This window comes from Rhizobium sp. WCS2018Hpa-16 (assembly GCF_031843705.1).
GTDB classification, from domain to species: Bacteria; Pseudomonadota; Alphaproteobacteria; order Rhizobiales; family Rhizobiaceae; genus Agrobacterium; species Agrobacterium tumefaciens_C.
Genome location: NZ_JAVTIX010000002.1, coordinates 262,234 through 282,089, shown reverse-complemented (window position 1 = coordinate 282,089; position 19,856 = coordinate 262,234). Strand labels below are relative to the sequence as shown.

The following is a 19,856-nucleotide window of genomic DNA, read 5'->3' as shown; positions in this document are numbered from 1 at the left end:
AAAGCGCCATCGGCTCAATCGACGGCGCTTTTTTCATGAAAAACGCCCTTTTAAGCCGTTATGCGCCGGGACAATCGTCATCTCGTTAAACTTGTCTTAAAAAAGCTGAACTTATAGTTTCTGCACAGGCGATCACGTCCGCTGTCTGGCGATAAAAGACACACCCCTCCTTTCACCAAATGTTTGAGTACCGATGCCAACCCTTTTTCATTCTCCCATGTCGACTGCGTCCCGTTTCGTCCGGCTGATCCTGACCGAATACGGATTTCAGGTCGATCTGGTCGAAGAACAACCCTGGGAAAAGCGGCGGGAGTTTCTGGCGCTCAACCCGGCGGGCACATTGCCGGTCTATCTGGATGACAATATGCGCTCGCTTTGCGGGCCCTATGTTCTGGCGGAGTTTCTGGACGAAACGCATGGTGTCTTGAAAAGGGACAAGCGACTGCTGGCCGAAGACCCCTTTCAGCGCGCAGAAATTCGTCGTTTGACCGAGTGGTTTCTGCAGAAGATGGAAACGGACGTCACCCGCCCACTGGTGCGCGAGCGTGCCTACAAGTTGCAAATGTCTACCGCGCAGGGCGGCGGCCCACCAGACAGCAAGCTGTTGCGCACCGCACGTGCCAACGTGCATCAGCACATGAAATATCTGGAATGGCTGGCGGGTTCGCGCACATGGCTGGCGGGCGACCGGCTGAGCTACGCGGATCTTGCCGCAGGTGCCTCGATCTCGATTCTCGACTACCTCGGCGAGATCAACTGGCTGGAAGCGCCGATTGCCAAGGAATGGTATCAGCGCGTCAAATCCCGCCCATCCTTCCGCCCGCTTCTGGGTGAACGTGTGCCGCGTCTTGCGCCATCCTCCCATTATGCGGATCTGGATTTTTAAGCGCGCCGACAGCTTATGATAGTATGCTGCGACAGACGGGATGTCTGCCACCAGCATCGGGAGAACAGCCATCGACACGGCATTGCAGAAGCAGCAAGCGCGGATGGCGAAGCTGACGGATTTCATCCGCGCTGAAGCGACCTCGCTTGGCTTTGATCTCTGTCGCGTCACCTCTGCCGACAGCATTCCGTTGGCGCCTGAGCGATTGCGGGAATTCATCGACAACGGCTACCACGGCACGATGGGCTGGATGGAAGAGACGGAAGCACGGCGCGCCAGCCCGAAAACGCTGTGGAGCGAGGTACGGTCCGTGGTCATGTTCGGCATGAATTACGGCCCTGACGAAGACCCGCGTGGCATTCTCTCAAAACCGGACAAGGCGGCCATATCGGTCTATGCGCGCAACCGCGATTATCATGACCTTATCAAAGGACGGCTGAAAGAGATTGCCACACGCTTTGCTGCAAGGGCGGGAGAGGACGTGAAGGTCTTTGTTGATACCGCGCCTGTGATGGAAAAACCGCTGGCTGCGGCAGCAGGTCTTGGCTGGCAGGGCAAGCATACGAACCTCGTGAGCCGCAGCCATGGTTCCTGGCTGTTTCTGGGCAGTATGTTCACAACGGCCGAGCTCTGTCTGGATGAGGCGGAGCGCGACCATTGCGGATCGTGCCGGGCCTGTCTGGACGCCTGCCCGACGGATGCCTTTCCTGCACCCTACAAGCTGGATGCGCGGCGCTGCATTTCCTACCTGACCATCGAGCACAAGGGGACTATTCCCCATGCGCTGAGGCCCTTGATCGGCAACCGCATTTACGGCTGCGATGATTGCCTTGCGGCCTGCCCGTGGAACAAGTTTGCCGCCAGTGCATCCGAGATGAAATTGCAGGCTAGGGACGACCTGAAGGAGCCTGAAATCGCCTTTTTGCTGACGCTGGATGACGCGCAATTTCGCGCCTTTTTCAGCGGATCTCCGGTCAAGCGCATCGGTCGCAACCGCTTCATTCGCAATGTTCTGATTGCCGCAGGCAATTCTGGCGATACTGCATTTATTGAACGGTGCCAGATACTTAGTCAGGACGACTCACCAGACGTGCGCGGCATGGCGGTGTGGGCGCTATCAAGATTGATGGACAGGCAGAGCTTCAATGCCTACGCTTGCGCCCGTGCACCCGAGGACGATTCGGACGTGCTGAACGAGTGGATGACCGCAGGAGTGTAAATGTCGCATCTGATGATTTTCGGGGCCGGATATTCCGGCAAAGCTATCGCCAGAGCACTCCAGACAGACATGGACCGCATTTCCGGCACGACGCGCAGCGAGGGCAAACTTTCCACGCTGCAGTGCCACGCCATCGCACCTTATATCTTCACCGGCGAGACCATCAGTGATGAGTTGCGCGCCGAGCTGCTATCAGTAACGCATCTTGTGCAGTCCATTGCGCCCAGCACATTCGGCGATCCTTTGCTACGGCTGAGCGAGGGCGGCCTGAAAAGCCTGATGCCGAATTTGCAATGGTGCGCTTATCTCTCGACTGTCGGCGTCTATGGCAACCATGATGGCGCCTGGGTGGATGAGGACACGCTCTGTCGGCCCGTTTCGGTGCGCTCAAAAGAGCGGGTGCATGCCGAGAATGCCTGGGGCGAGGCCTGCAAGCAGACTGACGTCAAGCTATGTGTACTGCGTCTTTCCGGCATTTACGGGCCGGGACGCAACGGGCTTATCAATCTCGAAAAAGGCACAGCGCGACGGCTGGTGAAGAAGGATCAGGTCTTCAACCGTATTCGCGTTGAAGATATCGGCGCGGCCACAGCGTTTCTGATCGAGCAGAAGGCCAACGGCATTTTCAACGTGACAGACGACGAACCTGCCCCGCCGCAGGATGTGGTTACATTCGCCGCCGGACTGATGGGTATAGAGCCGCCTGAAGAGCAGTCTTTCGAGACCGCGCAACTGACCGAGATGGCCCGCTCCTTTTATGGCGAGAACAAACGGGTCTCCAACCGCAAGCTCAAGGCCCTCGGTTTCGATTTTTCCCATCCTGACTATCGTCAATCCTTGCGTGAGATGTGGAATGCGGGCATCTGGCGAGATGAATAAATGTTCATATTGGATGCGGTGAAAAATCCATCCAAAGGCCCTTTTGGGGAATGTTTTAATCACAATTGCGCCTAATTAACCATTTGTTAAAGTGCAATTTGGCTTAATTTTTCATGCATTGGAAAATTATTTCACAGGGATTTCGTGATCCGACTCCTGTTCGGCGCTTCACGCAATGGATTTTCGTTGCTCTTTGATTCCAAATGAATTTTTTGCGGAATCATCGAAAGCTATCCAAATTGCAGGTCAGCTGTATGATCACGAATGTTACAGACTGTAATACTTCGTGATTAGACCTCGGCCATTTTTCGCCATTTTTCCCACGCTCTACACTCCATCAATTGAATGAGCCTTAAGTTCATCGGCGCGGGGCCGAGTGTCAGGGAAGCACAGTTTGACGAATATTCGACGCATGACTATCGCGGCTGCAACTATAGCCGTCTGTTCCATCATGACTCCACTACAAGCCAATGCCGGTACCGGTTGCGGGGGCGCATCCTGGTATGCCTTGACCTCGAAGACTGCTTCAGGCGAACGGATGAACCCTTCCAACCTGACGGCTGCCCATCGCTCGCTGCGCTTCGGCACCAAGGTCAAGGTCACCAATGCCCGCAACGGCAAGGCTGTTGTGGTGCGCATCAATGATCGCGGCCCATTCATCAAGGGACGTGTGCTTGATCTTTCCAAGGCAGCGGCCAAGGACATCGGCATGGTCAGCTCCGGCACGGCCAAGGTTTGCTACGAGATCATCGCGGCCAAGTAAGGTTCTTTAGTGAAATCTGCGCGAAGGCTTGCCCTCGCCACTATTCACGTCTACCTACCCGGACGAATTTGTGTGTGAGGTAGATTATGCGTTTGGGCGGGCGTTTGGCCGGGGCGATCGAAGTGTTGGCGGATATCGAAGCGCGCAGGCGCCCGGTGGCCGATGCACTGAAGGACTGGGGACTGGCGCACCGTTTCGCTGGTTCCGGCGACAGGGCAGCGATTGGCAACATCGTCTATGACGCCTTGCGCATGAAACTCTCCCACGCATGGGTGATGGACGACGATAGCGCGAATGCGCAGGGTTACGCCGTGATGCTGCGCCAATGGGGACAATCCGTCGAGCAACTGGCCGCCGAATTCGACGGCGACAAGTTTGCACCGGAGCCCCTGTCGGATGCCGCGGCATCTGCTTTTGCATCCCGCTCTCTGACCGATGCACCTGCCCACGTGCAGGGCGATATTCCCGACTGGGTGCAGGCTTCCTTCGAGGCGACCTTTGGCGAGAACTGGCTGCGCGAGGCGCAGGCACTGAACCTGCGTCCGACACTTGACCTTCGCGCCAATACGCTCAAGGCATCCCGCACCAAGGTTATCAAGGCGCTGGAAGATGCCAAGGCACAGGCCACGCGCATTGCCCGCCACGGCGTGCGTATTGCCGCCGGTGAAGGCCCATCGCGGCTACCCAACGTGACCGCCGAGCTATCCTTCCAGAAGGGCTGGTTCGAGGTTCAGGATGAGGGTTCGCAGATCGTTGCCGATCTTGCCGGTGCTCAGGAAGGCGAACAGATCCTCGATTATTGCGCAGGCGGTGGTGGCAAGACGCTGGCCATGGCTGCAACCATGAACAATAAGGGCCAGGTTCACGCTTTCGATGCGGACCGCAAACGGCTGGCACCCATCATCGAGCGCCTGAAACGCGCTGGCACCCGCAATGTGCAGGTGCATGACCGGGCCGAAAATCTTGAACGTTACCAGGGCAAATTCGACCGTGTGCTGGTTGATGCTCCCTGCACCGGCACCGGCACATGGCGCCGCCGCCCCGACACCAAATGGCGGCTGACGCAGCGCAATCTGGAAGAGCGCGTTGAACAGCAGGTTCAGGCGCTGGATCAGGCCAAGATGTTCGTGCGTCCCGGTGGTGAGCTGGTTTATGTGACATGCTCTGTTCTGCCGGAAGAAAACGAGCGCCAAGTGCGTCGCTTCTGCGCGGAAAACCCTGAATTCTCCATCCGCTCCGGACTTGACCGCTGGACCAGCATTTTCGGTGCAGACACCATCAAGCCGCATTCTTCCGACGGAGAGACTGTGACGCTGACCCCGGCCACCACTGATACGGACGGCTTTTTCTTCTGCGCGATGAAGCGCACGGCCTGATATTCATCCAAAATGGCCTGACATGCTGGCGCAGCTGGCATGTCACCCTTGGAACATTTCTAAACTAGAATATTTGACACAAGTTTGTGATTGGTTCAGAACTCGCCATCACAGCCTCGTTACGAGTGGGCTGGATGAGGAGAGATAATGTTCCGCAAATCCATTTTGGGTGCCAGCCTGGCACTTCTGGCCGCTTCCGCGACATTCAGCGCAATTCCAGCCCGGGCCGAGACCGACACGGCCGCCGTGGTCAAGCATTATGCGGAACTGGGCTACGCCAAATATCAGGACTCGCTGCTGACAGCGCAGACGCTGGACAAGGCCATCGACGCGCTGATCGCAAGCCCCAGCGAAGCCAATCTGAAGGCTGCCCGCGAGGCATGGATCAAGTCCCGCGTGCCTTACCAGCAGACGGAAGTCTACCGCTTCGGCAACCCGATCGTTGACGAGTGGGAAGGCAAGGTCAACGCCTGGCCGCTGGACGAAGGCCTGATCGACTATGTCGACGGCTCCTACGGCACTGAAAGCGACGAGAACGAGCTCTACACCGCCAACATCATTGCCAATACCAAGCTCAAGGTTGGTGGCGAAGAGGTGGATGCCTCCAAGATCACGCCTGAGCTGATCCGCAGCCTTGCGGAGGCGGGTGAAGTGGAAGCCAATGTGACCACCGGTTACCACGCCATCGAGTTTCTGCTCTGGGGTCAGGATCTGAACGGCACCGGCGCAGGTGCTGGCAACCGCCCCTATACCGATTATGACGTGAAGAACTGCACCGGCGGCCATTGCGACCGCCGCGCCGAATACCTCAAGGCAGCATCCACGTTGCTGGTTGCCGACCTCAAGGAAATGGCTGACAACTGGGCACCGGGCGGCGAGGCGGCGAAAGCCGTCGAGGCCGACCCGAAACAGGGCCTCACAGCCATCCTCACCGGCATGGGCTCGCTCTCTTACGGCGAACTGGCGGGCGAACGCATGAAGCTTGGCCTTCTGCTGCACGATCCTGAAGAAGAGCATGATTGCTTTTCCGACAACACCTACAACTCGCATCTGAACGACGCGATCGGCATCGCCTCGGCCTATACGGGTGAGTATACCCGCGTTGATGGCACAAAGCTCACCGGCCCTTCGCTCTCGCAGCTGGTTGCCGCAAGCGACAAGACGCTGGACGCCGAAATGCAGGCGAAGCTCAACAAGACGCTGGATGCCATGCACGCCATGGAAAAGCGCGGCCAGACCGTTGAAGCCTACGACCAGATGATCGGCGAAGGCAACAAGGATGGCAACGCCGTGGTGCAGGCTGCCATTGACGGGCTTCTGGACCAGACCAAGACCATCGAGCGCGTCATTGCTGCGCTTGATCTCGGCAAGATCCAGCTGGAAGGCTCAGACAGCCTTGACAGCCCGAACGCCGTCTTCAAATAGACCCGATCATGAGGCCGCGTGGATGACACGCGGCCTCCTATTCAAAAGCGTTGCAGGCGGACCATTTTGCGAAGAGCGCAATCTCTCACATGTCGGTATCACAGAGCTGATACGGCTCAGGCGCGGCCTGCCGGTTGCCTGTCATGAGATCGGCGCGTTGGCTTTGCCGCTCCGGCGTGCTGCTTGCTTTGACCGCGGGCGGCATCGCCTTTGCCGAAGACGTGCCACGCGCCGACATTTCCTCTGAAGACTTGCAGCGCGTGCGACAGGTCACGCAGCCTACTAGCGATTTTTCCAAAGCAGAACCCTTCGAGGCTATGTCTGCCGGGGCTGCTACGACGACGGCAACGACAGACCCGTTCTCGCAACCTTCAGCCAATATGGGCTTTGAGCGTGGGCAGGATTTCAAGCTGGGCAATGCGCTGTTTCAGAAGCTTTGGGTCTCCTCGCCATCCTCCACACAGGCCTCTGACGGGCTGGGGCCGCTTTACAATGCGCGCTCCTGCCAGACCTGCCACATCAAGGATGGTCGCGGGCGTCCGCCTGTGGGCGGCGAAGATGCCGTTTCGATGTTTCTGCGGCTTGCACGCCCTGCCCGCACAGACGACGAGAGGGCCGCAATTCGCAGCCATGCGGTTGTGAACTTTCCCGATGCGACCTATGGCGGCCAGCTTCAGAACCAGGCTGTTCCGGGCTTGAAGGCTGAAGGAAAACTGTCCGTGACCTACACTGAGCAGAGCGTGACGCTGGCCGGTGGCGAGGTCGTTGCGCTGCGCAAACCTTCCTACGCCATATCCCGGCTGAATTACGGGCCGCTTGGTGATGACACGACGCTTTCGCCCCGCATCGCCCAGCCGACCCTTGGTCTGGGGTTGATCGAAGCCATTGCGGATGGGGATATTCTGGCGGGCGCCAGACCCGGTGGAGAGGTATCAGGCAGACCCGCATGGGTGCGCGACCACCGCAGCGGGGCGGTGAAGCTCGGGCGCTTCGGCTGGAAAGCGCAGAATGCCAGCGTGCGCGATCAGGCCGCCAATGCGCTATCGCATGATATCGGCATATCCTCTCCGGATGTGCCCAATGCCTTTGGTGATTGCACGCAAAGGCAGACGGACTGTCTGGCCCTGCCGACGGGTGTGCAGAAACGGCTGGGCGATGTGGAAGCGCCCTCACCCGTGCTCGACCTGATGACGTTCTATACGGAAAATCTGGCTGTGCCTGCGCGTCGCGACGTGGATGATCCGGCAGTGCTGCAAGGCAAGCAGCAGTTTTACCAGGCCGGATGCGCCGCCTGTCACACGCCGAAATTCGTGACGAAGCGCGATGCCGCAGACCCGCTGCACTCTTTCCAACTGATCTGGCCCTATTCGGATTTTCTGCTGCACGACATGGGCGAGGGTCTCAGCGACGGGCAGCAGGTGGGTGAGGCAAGCGGAAGCGAATGGCGCACGCAACCGCTGTGGGGCATCGGCCTCACGCAAGCCGTGAATGGTAATGGCTTCTACCTGCATGACGGGCGGGCGCGCAGCCTGTCCGAAGCGATTTTATGGCATGGTGGAGAGGCGCAAAAGGCGCGTGACGCCTTTGCTGCCTTGCAAAAGCCTGACCGGCAGGCTTTGCTGAGTTTTCTGGAGTCCCTTTGATGACAATAGCGATGCGACCATCCCACATGCTTCTGCCGCTTGCCTTTCTGCTGAGCTTCGGCACGGCATTGGCGCAGGATGTGGAACTGATGCCACCGCCGCCGCTGGATCCGGTCAAGATACGCTCGGTGATGACTAGGGCGGTCGATGGTTTCATCCGCCCCGGCTATGATGGTTTCCGCGACCGTGCCAAGGCGCTGGAAGGCAAGATGCAGGCGCTGTGTGCTGCCCCTTCAGCGGACACGGTGAGCGCTGCGAAAGCGGGCTATGCCGAGGCGGCGGGCGCATGGTCTGCCATCGAGATCGTGCGGGTTGGCCCCGTGATCGAACAGAACCGTTTTGAGCGTGTGCTTTATTATCCCGACAAGAAAGGCCTTGGCCTCAAGCAGGTCCAGAAATATCTTGTCGATAAAGACGAAAGCGTGACCACGCCACAAGGCTTGCGAGGCAAGAGCGTTGCGGCCCAAGGGTTCGGTGCGCTGGAATATGTGCTCTACGGCACCGGTGCAGATGACGCGCTAAAGCAGAAGAACAGCTTTCGCTGCCGATATGGCGCAGCCATTGCTGGTAACATTGCCAATATTGGCGTTGAGCTTTCCGACCTGTGGAATGCACCTGATGACACGGCGAGACACTGGAAGGAGCCGGGGCCGGACAATCCGGTATTTCGCGATGAACGTGAAGCGCTGGTGGCGCTGCTCGGCATTCTGGTGCACGCCTCCGAAGACATTCGCGACAAGCGCATCGAGACCTTTTACAAGGGGCCTGACAATGCGAAATTTCCGCGCACCGCGATCTATTTGCGCTCTGGCCTGACATGGATGAGCATTGGCACCAATATTGCTGCCGTGCAGCGCTTGATGCACACGGCGCAGATGAGCGATCTTTTGCCGCCGGATCAGCGTTCCATCATCGGCTCCATCGATTTCATCGCCAAGTCCATGGTCCGTGTTGCAGGCACAATCGAGCCTGACGTGGAAAAGGCACTTGCCGACGACAAGGAGCGCGCAAAGGTCGATTATATGCTGCTGAATGGCAAGGATATGATCTACCGCATCAACGACCAGTATGGTGGCGCCATAGGGCTCAGCTCCGGCTTTTCCTTTTCGGACGGAGACTGAACAGTGGCTCGCGACAAACGGCTGCTGATTGACCGGCGCAGCTTCATCAAGGCGGCAGGCGTGCCATTTCTGGCTGGCCTTGCGCCGCGGTCCCTCTATGCGCTTGAGCGAGCGGATGCGGTTTTTGCCTCGGCTTTCCGTGCCCGCGATGGCTCCTACGGGGTTGCGACGGTGACTGAAGCCGGAGAGATCGTTGAGGGCATGCCATTGCCAGCCCGCGCGCACGGCATGGCAACCAGCCACGTAACCGGGATGACGGTTGCCTTTGCGCGCAGACCCGGCACGTTTTTCATGGCGTTTGATCCGGCCCGAAAGCGCGAGCCCATCGTCATGCACACGCCTGAGAACCGGCATTTCTATGGCCACGGACAGTTCTCGCCTGACGGCTCCATTCTTTACGCCAGCGAGAATGACTTCGATCAGAATCGCGGCGTGATCGGTCTCTACGATGCGCGGGACGGCTTTCGACGCATCGGCGAATACAGTGCGCGGGGCATCGGCACCCATGACATGACCGTCAGCGACGATGGCAAGATGATCATCATCGCCAATGGTGGCATCGAGACCCATCCGGATTTCGGGCGCACCAAACTCAATATCGACACCATGGAGCCCTCGCTGGTGCTGCTGGATGCGGCAACGGGGCGACTGATACAGAAACATGGCCTTGCCAAGAACCTAAGCCAGCTTTCCACCCGCCATGTGGATCTGGGCCGCGACGGGCGCATCTGGTTTGCCTGCCAGTATGAAGGCCCGCGCAACACGCTGCCACCGCTGATCGGGCATTTCTCCAAGGGCGACGACCTCAATTTCATCGACCTGCCGGAGGAGACGACGACACGGCTGGCGAATTACGTCGGCGCCATCGCAGTCAACAGACGAGATGGCGTCATCGGCGTGACATCGCCCAACGGCAATGTGGTGGTGACGTTAGATGAGAAGACCGGCAAGGTTTTGCGCGAAGCCACGTTGAGTGAAGCGGCGGGCGTGGCGGCGGCGCCACATGGCGTTGTAACATCGTCCTATGACGGACATTTCGGCACGGCGACGAGCCCTGTGGCCTGGGATCAGCATATCGTGAGGCTTGCCGGCTAAATTGGCTACCGGCACTGGAACCAAAGCATTTTCTGTGCATTTCATGGTCCATGAAGAAGCCCCTCGTCTACATCGCTTTCATCGTTGCCCTCGTTGCCATTGGTGCGTTCATTGGCATGAACAATGTTCCGGGCGCGTGGTATCAAACCCTGAACAAGCCCTTCTTCAATCCACCCAACTGGATCTTCGGGCCGGTGTGGACCGCTCTCTACGTGATGATCGGCATTGCCGGTGCACGCACATGGCTGAAAAGCCGCATGGGCGGGCGGATGCAGCTGTGGGGCAGCCAGATGCTGCTCAACTTCATGTGGTCGCCAATCTTCTTCACCATGGAAAGCCCCGTTGGCGCGCTCATCCTCATCGTACCCATGCTGATCTGCGTCATCGCCTTCATCATCATGACGGCGACGCGGGACCGGCTTTCCATGTGGCTTTTCGTGCCCTATGCGGCGTGGGTGGCCTTTGCCACGCTTTTGAACGCCAGCATCGTTTATCTGAATTAACCGTCTCACGCCCTTGCCTTGCGGTCTGTCACACGCCATGTTTTGACAAAGACAAGGAGAGGCAGGGGAATGGATTTCATCGATCCCGGCGATTTTCGCCAGCGGATAGAAAAGAGCTTCGCGCGCCAGGGCGTCGTTCAGGCTATCAAGGCCGAGATTTCGCGCATTGAGCACCGGCTGGTGGAAATCGAACTGCCATTTCACCGCAAGCTGACGCAGCAGCACGGCATTTTGCATGCCGGTGTGATTGCCGCTGCCCTTGATACAGCCTGCACCTATGCCGCCTACACCATCATCGAACCCGATGCCTCCTTGCTGACAATCGAATTCAAGGTCAACCTCATGTCTCCAGGCCGGGGCGAGCGGTTTCTGTTTCGCGGTGAAATTACCAAGCCCGGCAGCAACATCATTGTGGCCGATGGCCGCGCCTATGCACTCTCGGACGGCCCCGCCAAGCTGATCGCCTCCATGACCGGCACAATGATGGTGATGAAGGGACGGGAAGGTTTTGAAGAATGAGTTTTGAGATTGTAGACGTGGCGGGCAAGCGGCTGTTGTTCGTCATGGCAGCGGATGCCGAATATGGACCTCACCTGAAAGCCCGCTTCAAACCCTTGATGACGGGTGTTGGCCCGGTGGAAGCTGCCGTTTCGCTGGCTTCGGCGCTGGCGAAGCTGGCTGCTGACCATGCCCTGCCCGACCTCGTCGTCTCCCTCGGTTCGGCGGGATCTCGCACACTGGAGCAGGCTGAGGTCTATCAGGCCACCTCCGTATCCTACCGGGATATGGATGCGTCTGCCTTCGGCTTTGAGAAAGGCCGCACGCCGTTTCTCGATCTGCCTGCCGAAATTTCGCTACCCTTGCAAATTCCAGGCATCGCTGGCGCCCGACTTTCCACGGGCGCGAATGTCGTCTCGGGTGCCGCCTATGACACTATCGACGCCGATATGGTGGAGATGGAGACATTTGCGATGTTGCGGGCCTGCCAGCGTTTCGATGTTGCGCTGATCGGTCTGCGTGGCATATCGGATGGCAAGGCGGATGTGCAGCATATTTCCGACTGGACCGCCTATCTGCATGTGATCGACGAGAAGCTGGCGCAAGCGGTGGACAGGCTCTGCCGCGCCGTGGAAGATGGCAGCATTTCGCTCTGAACCACTTGCCTGATGGCGCAATTTCTGGCTTTTCAAGCCATATCACGGGTTGCCTAAAGCACCGTATTTCTTTAAAGGCTCGCCATGACCCAGATAGCCCATCCCGACAGCATCCTCATCATCGATTTCGGCAGCCAGGTGACGCAGCTTATTGCGCGCCGTGTTCGCGAGGCCGGAGTTTACTGTGAAATCCATCCGTTCCAGAACGCAGCCGATGCGTTTGAGACGCTGAAGCCGAAGGGCGTGATTTTCTCCGGCGGCCCGGCATCTGTCACGGCAGAAGGAAGCCCGCGCGCACCGCAGGCGGTGTTCGATTCCGGTATCCCGATCCTCGGCATCTGCTATGGCCAGCAGACACTGTGCACGCAGCTGGGCGGCACGGTTGAAGGCGGACATGCGGCAGAATTCGGTCGCGCCGATATCGAGATCAAGAAGGCAAGCCCGCTGTTTGATGGCTTCTGGGATGTGGGCAATCGTTACCCCGTCTGGATGAGCCATGGCGACCGCGTAACGCAGTTGCCGCATGGTTTCGAAGTGGCCGCGACATCCGAAAACGCGCCATTTGCCATCGCCGTTAATGAAGAGCGCCGCTACTACACCACCATGTTCCACCCGGAAGTGATGCACACGCCTGATGGCGCAAAGCTTCTGTCCAACTTCGTGCACAAGATCGTCGGCCTGAAATCCGACTGGACCATGGCGGCCTACCGCGCCGAGATGATCCGCAAGATCCGTGAGCAGGTGGGCAGCGAGCGCGTGATCTGCGGCCTTTCGGGCGGTGTGGATTCCTCCGTTGCAGCCGTTCTCATTCATGAAGCTATTGGCGACCAGCTCACCTGCATCTATGTCGACCACGGCATGATGCGCATGGGCGAGAGCGAGCAGGTTGTGGGCATGTTCCGCGACCACTACAACATTCCGCTGGTGCATGTGGATGCCTCCGACCTGTTCCTGACGGAACTGGCTGGCGTTTCCGACCCGGAAGTGAAGCGCAAGACCATCGGTCGCCTGTTCATCGAGACATTCGAAGCCGAAGCCGCCAAGATCGCCTCCGACGGCAAGGGCGCACCGGCGTTTCTGGCGCAGGGAACGCTCTATCCAGACGTGATCGAAAGCGTGTCCTTCTCCGGCGGTCCGTCTGTGACCATCAAGAGCCACCACAATGTCGGCGGTCTTCCAGAGCGCATGAACATGAAGCTGGTGGAGCCGCTTCGTGAACTGTTCAAGGATGAAGTGCGCGCGCTTGGCCGTGAACTGGGCCTGCCCGAAAGCTTCATCGGTCGCCACCCCTTCCCCGGCCCGGGTCTTGCCATCCGCTGCCCCGGCGTCGTGACCCGCGAGAAACTCGACATTCTGCGCAAGGCAGACGCCGTCTATCTCGACGAAATCCGCAAGGCCGGTCTTTACGACACGATCTGGCAGGCTTTTGCCGTGCTGTTGCCGGTCCAGACCGTTGGCGTCATGGGCGACTACCGCACCTATGACTTCGTCTGCGCGCTGCGCGCCGTGACCTCCGTGGACGGCATGACGGCAGACTTCTACCCCTACGACATGAACTTCTTGGGACGTGCGGCAACCCGCATCATCAACGAAGTCAAGGGCATCAACCGCGTCGTCTATGACGTGACGAGCAAGCCACCGGGCACGATCGAGTGGGAATAATCCACTCCTGATACCAGATATCACCGGGTTTTGTCTGAAGACGGAGCCCGGTTTTTTTTGACTTCATGTCAGGCGGGTGCGGTTGCGCCGGACGAGCATCGATATTTGCTGTGGCGGTCGAAAGCGGAAAATCTAGGGAATTGGGTGATGCTGAGCATCTGATGGGAACTGCGATGCGACGGGTTGGTCGCGTGTGTCACATGTTTATCGTCGGGCGATTGCGCATCATGCGCGATGCAGCCTCAACGAATGCGGTGAAATCCACCGCGCGTGGATGAGGGGCATATGCGCCTCATACCAAGGCGAGGCAATGGCGCCTCGCCAGCAGACTTAAAAAATTAGAGCTGTACCTTGTCGAAAGCCTTGCGGTCGATGCCGAGTGCGTCGAGATCAGCGCCAGCAGGCTTGCGGTGGGAGCGAACAGCTGCAGAAACGGCCAAAGCTGCGCCGAAAACTGCAAATGTTTCGCCAAAAAACTTACGGGATGTCTTAGCAACGTTACGCATGTGCGTCTCTCCTTGTGATGCCGACAATATGAGCATTTAAGCGATTTCGCACAACTCATGATTTAGCAGCCAAGCCATGCAGCTTAGCTCGAACTCGTTTGAATGACTGACCCACTAAATATGCATAGCTAGCAGCCATTTGATCGCGGCTGATTTCTTGATATGTCCATTTCAGCAATGCGGAGGACGGCGTAATGGTCACGATTTATGGTATCAAGAACTGCGACACGATGAAGAAGGCGCGCACCTGGCTTGAGGCTGCCGATATCGCCTACACATTCCATGATTACAAAACCGCAGGCATTGATGCTGTTCACCTGAACGCCTGGTGCGATGCGGCCGGTTGGGAAACCGTGCTGAACCGCGCAGGCACGACGTTCAAGAAGCTGGATGAGGCTGATAAGGCAGATCTGACCCGCGAAAAGGCGATTGCGCTGATGCAGGCCCAGCCTTCCATGATCAAGCGTCCGGTGCTGGAAGCAAAAGGCAAGGTTACGGTTGGCTTCAAGCCTGAAATCTACGCCGCGCTGTTAGGTTAGGCTGCCCCATGTCAAAAACCACCCGCGCAACCCAGATGCTGACCAAGGCCGGTATTTCCTTCACCACCGTTGCCTATGACTACGATCCAAACGCTGAGCGTATCGGGCTGCAGGCGGCGGAAGCCATTGGGGCCGAGCCGCATCTGGTGCTGAAAACGCTGATGGCGGAGGTGGATGGCAAGGCTGTCTGCGTTGTCGTGCCCTCTGACCGGGAGGTGAGCATGAAAAAGCTGGCCGGGGCGTTTGGCGGCAAATCCGCCCATATGATGAAGCCCGCGGATGCCGAGCGCGCAACCGGATATCATGTCGGCGGCATCAGCCCCTTCGGCCAGAAAAAGCAGGTGCCGACGGCCATCGAAATACAGTCCATGGGGCATGATCTGGTTTACATGAATGGCGGCCAACGCGGGTTGCAGGTGCGTCTTTCTCCCGCAGATGCGCAGGCCGTCTTGAGGGCGCTTGCCGTGCCGCTGGTCACGGATTAGCACAAAGACGGTTGGCTTTCGCGACGAATGGGCTATGTTTTGCGCCTCGCAATAAAGACATTGAAGGCGTACCATGACAGTCTCCCCCATCGATCCCGTCAAACTGGAAAAGCTGGCCGAAGTGGCCATCAAGGTCGGGCTGCAATTGCAGAAGGATCAGGATCTGGTCATCACCGCACCGCTCGCCGCGCTGCCGCTGGTGCGATTTTTGACCAAGCATGCCTATATGGCTGGCGGTGGTCTGGTGACGGCTTTTTACTCAGATGAGGAAACGACGCTCGCCCGTTACAACCATGCCAGCGACGCCAATTTCGACCGGGCATCCGGCTGGCTCTATGAAGGCATGGCCAAGGCCTATGCCAATGGCGCGGCCCGCCTTGCGATCTCCGGCGACAATCCGATGCTCTTGGCGGATGCGGATCCCGCCAAGGTGGCGCGGGCCAACAAGGCCAACTCCACCGCTTACAAGCCAGCTCTTGAGAAGATTTCCAACTTCGACATCAACTGGAACATCATTTCCTATCCCAACCCTTCCTGGGCAAAACAGGTGTTCCCCGGCATTCCCGAGGATGAAGCGGTACAAAAGCTGGCGGATGCGATTTTCGCGGCATCTCGTGTGGATCTTGCCGATCCGGTTGCGGCCTGGGCTGAGCACAACGCCAATCTTGCCAAGCGCTCCTCGTGGCTGAACGGCGAGCGCTTCGCCTCGCTGCACTTCACCGGCCCCGGCACAGATGTGACGATTGGTCTTGCGGATAATCACGAGTGGCATGGCGGCGCGTCAATGGCCAAGAATGGCGTGACCTGCAACCCCAACATTCCAACCGAGGAAGTCTTTACCACGCCACATGCGCTGCGGGTGAACGGATATGTGTCCAGCACCAAGCCGCTGTCTCATCAGGGCACGTTGATTGACGATATCAGTGTCACGTTTGAGGATGGTCGCATTGTAGAAGCCAAGGCTTCCAAGGGCGAGGCCGTGCTGAACAAGGTTCTGGACACGGATGAAGGTGCGCGGCGTCTGGGCGAAGTGGCGCTGGTGCCGCACTCCTCGCCGATCTCGGCCAGCGGCATTCTGTTCTACAACACGCTGTTTGACGAAAATGCGTCCTGCCATATCGCGCTTGGCCAATGCTATTCCAAGTGCTTTATCGACGGCGCGACGCTGACGCAGGATCAGATCAAGGCACAGGGCGGCAATTCCAGCCTGATCCACATCGACTGGATGATCGGCTCCGATAAGGTCGATATTGACGGTGTCAGAGCCGATGGCTCGAAGGTGCCAGTCATGCGTAAGGGCGAGTGGGCCTGAGCATTCAGCGCGGTGCCTGACTTTTCTGGCTGAGCCAGACGCTTGATAGCACCATGACGAAACCGGCGATCTGCGCTGGCGCGAGGTTTTGACCGAGCGCCAGCCAGCCCAAAAGCGTTGCTGTGACCGGGCTGAGAAAGCCAAGCGATGCCGCCGCTGATGGCTCGATACGCGCCAAACCTCTGAACCACAGAAGGTATGTGAATGCGGCTCCGATCAAACCGAGATAGGCCAGACCAAGCACGTTCTCCGCGCTCAGTTCGGGCAAGGCCGGCTCGAAAAACAACGCCACCGGCACCAGCAAAAGACCACCTGCTGCCAGTTGCCACGCGGCGAAGGTGAGGCTTGAGACCGGCGGTTGCCATTTGCGCGTCAAAACCGTGCCGAAGGCCATGGACACTGCGCCCGCGAAAGCTGCCGCGACGCCCACGGGATCCAGCGCCGCCTGAGGTGTCAAAACCAGACATGCGACACCAGCGATGCCGATGATACCGGCCAATACGGTCAGCGTGCGAATGGGGCGCGCCAGATAGATCCGTGAAAGCGCGATGACGATCAATGGCTGCACGGCGCCAACGGTGGCCGCCACACCGCCCGGCAGGCGGTAAGCTGCCATGAAAAGCATGACCCAGAAAAACGCGAAGTTCAGCGCTCCAAGGATAAACACCCGGCCCCACCAGATGCCATGCGGCAGCCTGCGCACAAGTAGCAGCAAAAGCAGCCCGGCAGGCAGCGCACGCAGCATGGCCACGTGCATGGGATATCCCTGCGGAAGAAATTGCGTCGTGACGTAATAGGTACTGCCCCAGATGGCTGGAGCAATTGCGGTCATGGCGATATCAATGGTGTGGCTAAATTTTTTCTTCATTTCAAGATTCTCGACGTCAAGATAAATCGACACTATGCCATTTTATCTTGACGTCAAGATATCCAATGATATTTCTAATCCATGAGTGAAGCGCCCCCACCTGACCATGTCGACAAGATTCTCGCCCAATGGAGAAGCGAGCGACCTGACCTTGATGTTGCACCAATGGGTCTTATCGGCCGACTGCACAGGCTGACGACCCACCTTGGCCGCGAGATCGAGGCCGTGCTGATGCAGCATGGATTATCGATATCCGCGTTCGATGTGATGGCCACCTTGCGGCGGGCGGGCGCGCCCTATCAGCTCTCGCCCGGCGAGTTGCTCGCCATGACCATGGTCAGTTCCGGCACAATGACAAACCGTATCGACCAGCTGGAAAAAGCAGGTCTTGTGCAGCGGATCAACAATCCGCAGGACCGCCGGAGCGTGCTGATTGCCTTGACCGACAAGGGATTTGCCATTGTCGATGAGGCCGTGACGGCACATGTTGCAAACCAGCATGCACTGCTTGCGGAAGTGAGCGAGAACGACCGGGTCGAATTTGACCGGCTGCTCAGGTTGTTTTTAGCAAGGATCGAGTGAGAGGCGATGGGTTTCAACCCAAAGAGCTGAACCAACCTTCGCTCTCACACTTAAAACAGAGTCCCCTGATCGACAGGACCTGATGAACCTGGTTTGGCAGGCTTCTTCTTCGGCGCTGGAGGAGTGCCTTCTGCGGGTGGGGTATCGGAACCACCGGCTACGGCAGAGACGCGACCATCGGCGAATTCCATTGAGACCACAGCGCCTGAAGCGACAAAAGCGGCACGGGTTAGCGGGCGGTTGTCCTCATCCAGAATGACCGCATAGCCGCGTTTCAGCACATTCTTGTATGACAAAGATTGCAGAATGCGATCATGGGCGGCGATGCCGGCGCGGTTTTGCGACATGCGATTGAGCACGGCGGTATCGGCCCGGCGGGTGGCACCGGCCACCTTTTCTTTCTGGCGATCCAGTTGGCCCAGAAGGCGCGCGGGAAGAGCGCGCAAGGAGGAGTCCGACGACGACACGCGTGATTGCGCCTGCAGCAGGCGGCGTTCCACCAATCCTTCGGCGCGCTGCATCCGCTCCTGAATGCGCTGGCGCTGCTGCTGGATGCCATGACCAAGCACGTCTGGTCGCAGACCGGAGGCGGTGCGCTCGAAACTGCGGCGCTTGTTGAGCGTGTTCAATTCCAGCCCACGACCGAGACCGGAGGCTGCCTCATCAAACCGGCGACGCGGCAGAGCGAGCAACTGATCCAGCGAGGGAATGGCGCGCACCAGCGCCCGCACGCCCTGACGACGATTGTCCATCTGGCGCGACATGGAGCCGGACAGGCGCGCAGACAGGCCCGCCAGTTGCGCCCCCAGATCCGCCCGCACCGGCACGGCCATTTCGGCAGCACCTGTGGGTGTCGGCGCGCGCACATCGGCAGCGTGGTCGATCAGCGTCGTGTCGGTCTCATGCCCGACAGCCGAGATGAGCGGTATCTCGCTTTCGGCGGCTGCACGCACGACGATCTCATCGTTGAAACTCCAGAGATCTTCCAGACTGCCGCCACCGCGGGCCACAATCAACACATCCGGGCGGGGAATGGATCCGCCGATCTCTAGCGCATTGAAGCCTCTGATGGCGTTGGCCACCTCTTCGCCAGACCCCTCGCCCTGCACCTTGACCGGCCAGACCAGCACATGCACGGGGAAACGATCGGAAATACGGTGGAGAATATCGCGGATGACGGCACCGGTTGGCGAGGTGACGACGCCGATGACGCGGGGCATATAAGGCAGGCGGCGTTTGCGGGCCTGATCGAAAAGGCCCTCCGCTGCCAGCTTGCGGCGGCGCTCTTCCAGAAGCGCCATCAGCGCACCGGCACCGGCAGGCTCCAGGCTTTCAATGACGATCTGGTATTTGGAGGAGCCGGGGAAGGTGGTGATCTTGCCGGTAGCGATGACCTCCATGCCCTCTTCCGGGCGGAATTTGAGCTTGGAAAAGCTGCCTTTCCAGATGACGGCATCGATGCGCGCCCGGTCATCCTTCAGGGAGAAATAGGCATGGCCGGACGTATGCTGGCCGCGATAACCCGAGATTTCACCGCGCACCCGCACTTGATCAAAGGCGGTTTCCACCGTTCGCTTGATGGAGCCGGAAAGCTCCGAAACAGAAAATTCTGCGAGGTTGGTGAGAGGCTGGCTGAAAATATCGCTCATGCCCGTTTCTAACCCATGAGCCGCGATTCGCAAATCGACTTGATGACGCCGATTTGACAATTTCACGACGAATAAATTTCACAAATTTGTAACAATCTGGTATTTTAGCAATTGGACGTGCATGAATGGAGGAGAATAAGGGTTTTTGAGGATGACGGTGCCTTTCCTCAAGCCCTCTGGAGGAGGAGC

At 58.5% G+C, this 19,856-nt stretch carries 20 protein-coding genes; 17 read left to right on the top strand and 3 right to left on the bottom strand.

The genetic code is table 11. The features are described from left to right. Positions 1–193: 193 nt before the first annotated feature. The 13 genes from RQI55_RS07505 (at position 194) to guaA (ending at position 13,726) form a co-directional block, all read left to right on the top strand. Positions 194–886: a glutathione S-transferase family protein gene (locus tag RQI55_RS07505; protein WP_042616345.1), complete on the top strand. Its 693-nt coding sequence runs from the start codon at positions 194–196 to the stop codon at positions 884–886. Between the two features lie 103 nt (positions 887–989). Then, a complete protein-coding gene (gene queG / locus RQI55_RS07500) occupies positions 990–2,105 on the top strand; it encodes a tRNA epoxyqueuosine(34) reductase QueG (protein WP_243257006.1) in 1,116 nt (371 codons plus the stop codon). Next, positions 2,106–2,984: an SDR family oxidoreductase gene (locus RQI55_RS07495; RefSeq protein ID WP_311272447.1), complete on the top strand. Its 879-nt coding sequence runs from the start codon at positions 2,106–2,108 to the stop codon at positions 2,982–2,984. A gap of 394 nt (positions 2,985–3,378) precedes the next feature. Then, positions 3,379–3,747, top strand: coding sequence for a septal ring lytic transglycosylase RlpA family protein (locus RQI55_RS07490; RefSeq protein WP_155398731.1), 369 nt, complete (start codon positions 3,379–3,381; stop codon positions 3,745–3,747). An 86-nt stretch (positions 3,748–3,833) separates the two neighbouring features. Continuing rightward, positions 3,834–5,123: an RsmB/NOP family class I SAM-dependent RNA methyltransferase gene (locus RQI55_RS07485; protein WP_311272446.1), complete on the top strand. Its 1,290-nt coding sequence runs from the start codon at positions 3,834–3,836 to the stop codon at positions 5,121–5,123. Positions 5,124–5,270: 147 nt separating this feature from the next. Beyond that, the gene (locus tag RQI55_RS07480; protein WP_243256759.1) at positions 5,271–6,548 is read left to right on the top strand and encodes an imelysin family protein; all 1,278 of its coding nucleotides are present in this window, start codon (positions 5,271–5,273) and stop codon (positions 6,546–6,548) included. Between the two features lie 143 nt (positions 6,549–6,691). Continuing rightward, positions 6,692–8,191, top strand: a complete 1,500-nt coding sequence (locus tag RQI55_RS07475) for a di-heme oxidoredictase family protein (RefSeq protein ID WP_243256760.1) — start codon at positions 6,692–6,694, stop codon at positions 8,189–8,191. Continuing rightward, entirely contained in the window at positions 8,191–9,312 is a 1,122-nt protein-coding gene (locus tag RQI55_RS07470) for an imelysin family protein (RefSeq protein ID WP_409233702.1), read from the top strand. The genes RQI55_RS07475 and RQI55_RS07470 overlap by 1 nt, the downstream gene beginning before the upstream one ends. A 3-nt stretch (positions 9,313–9,315) precedes the next feature. After that, complete coding sequence (locus RQI55_RS07465) at positions 9,316–10,407, top strand: DUF1513 domain-containing protein (protein WP_311272445.1); 1,092 nt, start codon at positions 9,316–9,318, stop codon at positions 10,405–10,407. 50 nt (positions 10,408–10,457) lie between these two features. Further along, positions 10,458–10,910, top strand: coding sequence for a TspO/MBR family protein (locus RQI55_RS07460; protein WP_243256762.1), 453 nt, complete (start codon positions 10,458–10,460; stop codon positions 10,908–10,910). A 69-nt stretch (positions 10,911–10,979) separates the two neighbouring features. Beyond that, positions 10,980–11,429: a PaaI family thioesterase gene (locus RQI55_RS07455; protein ID WP_042616338.1), complete on the top strand. Its 450-nt coding sequence runs from the start codon at positions 10,980–10,982 to the stop codon at positions 11,427–11,429. Next, positions 11,426–12,064 carry a 5'-methylthioadenosine/S-adenosylhomocysteine nucleosidase gene (locus RQI55_RS07450; protein WP_243256763.1) on the top strand — a complete coding sequence of 213 codons (639 nt, stop codon included), beginning with the start codon at positions 11,426–11,428 and terminating at the stop codon, positions 12,062–12,064. The genes RQI55_RS07455 and RQI55_RS07450 overlap by 4 nt, the downstream gene beginning before the upstream one ends. 84 nt (positions 12,065–12,148) lie before the next feature. Further along, positions 12,149–13,726: a glutamine-hydrolyzing GMP synthase gene (guaA, locus tag RQI55_RS07445; protein WP_243256764.1), complete on the top strand. Its 1,578-nt coding sequence runs from the start codon at positions 12,149–12,151 to the stop codon at positions 13,724–13,726. A gap of 338 nt (positions 13,727–14,064) precedes the next feature. Here the strand turns inward: guaA and RQI55_RS07440 are convergent, their stop codons facing one another. Beyond that, positions 14,065–14,232, bottom strand: a complete 168-nt coding sequence (locus RQI55_RS07440; RefSeq protein WP_164470680.1) for a hypothetical protein — start codon at positions 14,230–14,232, stop codon at positions 14,065–14,067. A gap of 194 nt (positions 14,233–14,426) precedes the next feature. On the opposite strand from RQI55_RS07440, the gene RQI55_RS07435 reads away from it, so the two are divergent. From RQI55_RS07435 to RQI55_RS07425, 3 genes are all read left to right on the top strand, one after another. Continuing rightward, positions 14,427–14,771, top strand: coding sequence for an ArsC family reductase (locus RQI55_RS07435; protein ID WP_243256765.1), 345 nt, complete (start codon positions 14,427–14,429; stop codon positions 14,769–14,771). A gap of 8 nt (positions 14,772–14,779) precedes the next feature. Continuing rightward, a complete protein-coding gene (gene ybaK / locus RQI55_RS07430) occupies positions 14,780–15,256 on the top strand; it encodes a Cys-tRNA(Pro) deacylase (RefSeq protein WP_243256766.1) in 477 nt (158 codons plus the stop codon). A gap of 73 nt (positions 15,257–15,329) precedes the next feature. Beyond that, positions 15,330–16,568: an aminopeptidase gene (locus RQI55_RS07425; RefSeq protein WP_243256767.1), complete on the top strand. Its 1,239-nt coding sequence runs from the start codon at positions 15,330–15,332 to the stop codon at positions 16,566–16,568. A gap of 4 nt (positions 16,569–16,572) precedes the next feature. Here RQI55_RS07425 and RQI55_RS07420 read toward each other — a convergent pair whose 3' ends face one another. Further along, on the bottom strand, positions 16,573–17,436 hold the full coding sequence (locus RQI55_RS07420; RefSeq protein WP_243256768.1) for an EamA family transporter: 864 nt from the start codon (positions 17,434–17,436) through the stop codon (positions 16,573–16,575). Positions 17,437–17,517: 81 nt separating this feature from the next. Here RQI55_RS07420 and RQI55_RS07415 point away from each other — a divergent pair, with 81 nt between their 5' ends. Then, positions 17,518–18,018, top strand: a complete 501-nt coding sequence (locus RQI55_RS07415) for a MarR family winged helix-turn-helix transcriptional regulator (RefSeq protein WP_243256769.1) — start codon at positions 17,518–17,520, stop codon at positions 18,016–18,018. Positions 18,019–18,068: 50 nt separating this feature from the next. Here the strand turns inward: RQI55_RS07415 and xseA are convergent, their stop codons facing one another. After that, complete coding sequence (gene xseA, locus RQI55_RS07410; protein ID WP_243256770.1) at positions 18,069–19,667, bottom strand: exodeoxyribonuclease VII large subunit; 1,599 nt, start codon at positions 19,665–19,667, stop codon at positions 18,069–18,071. Positions 19,668–19,856: the final 189 nt, after the last annotated feature.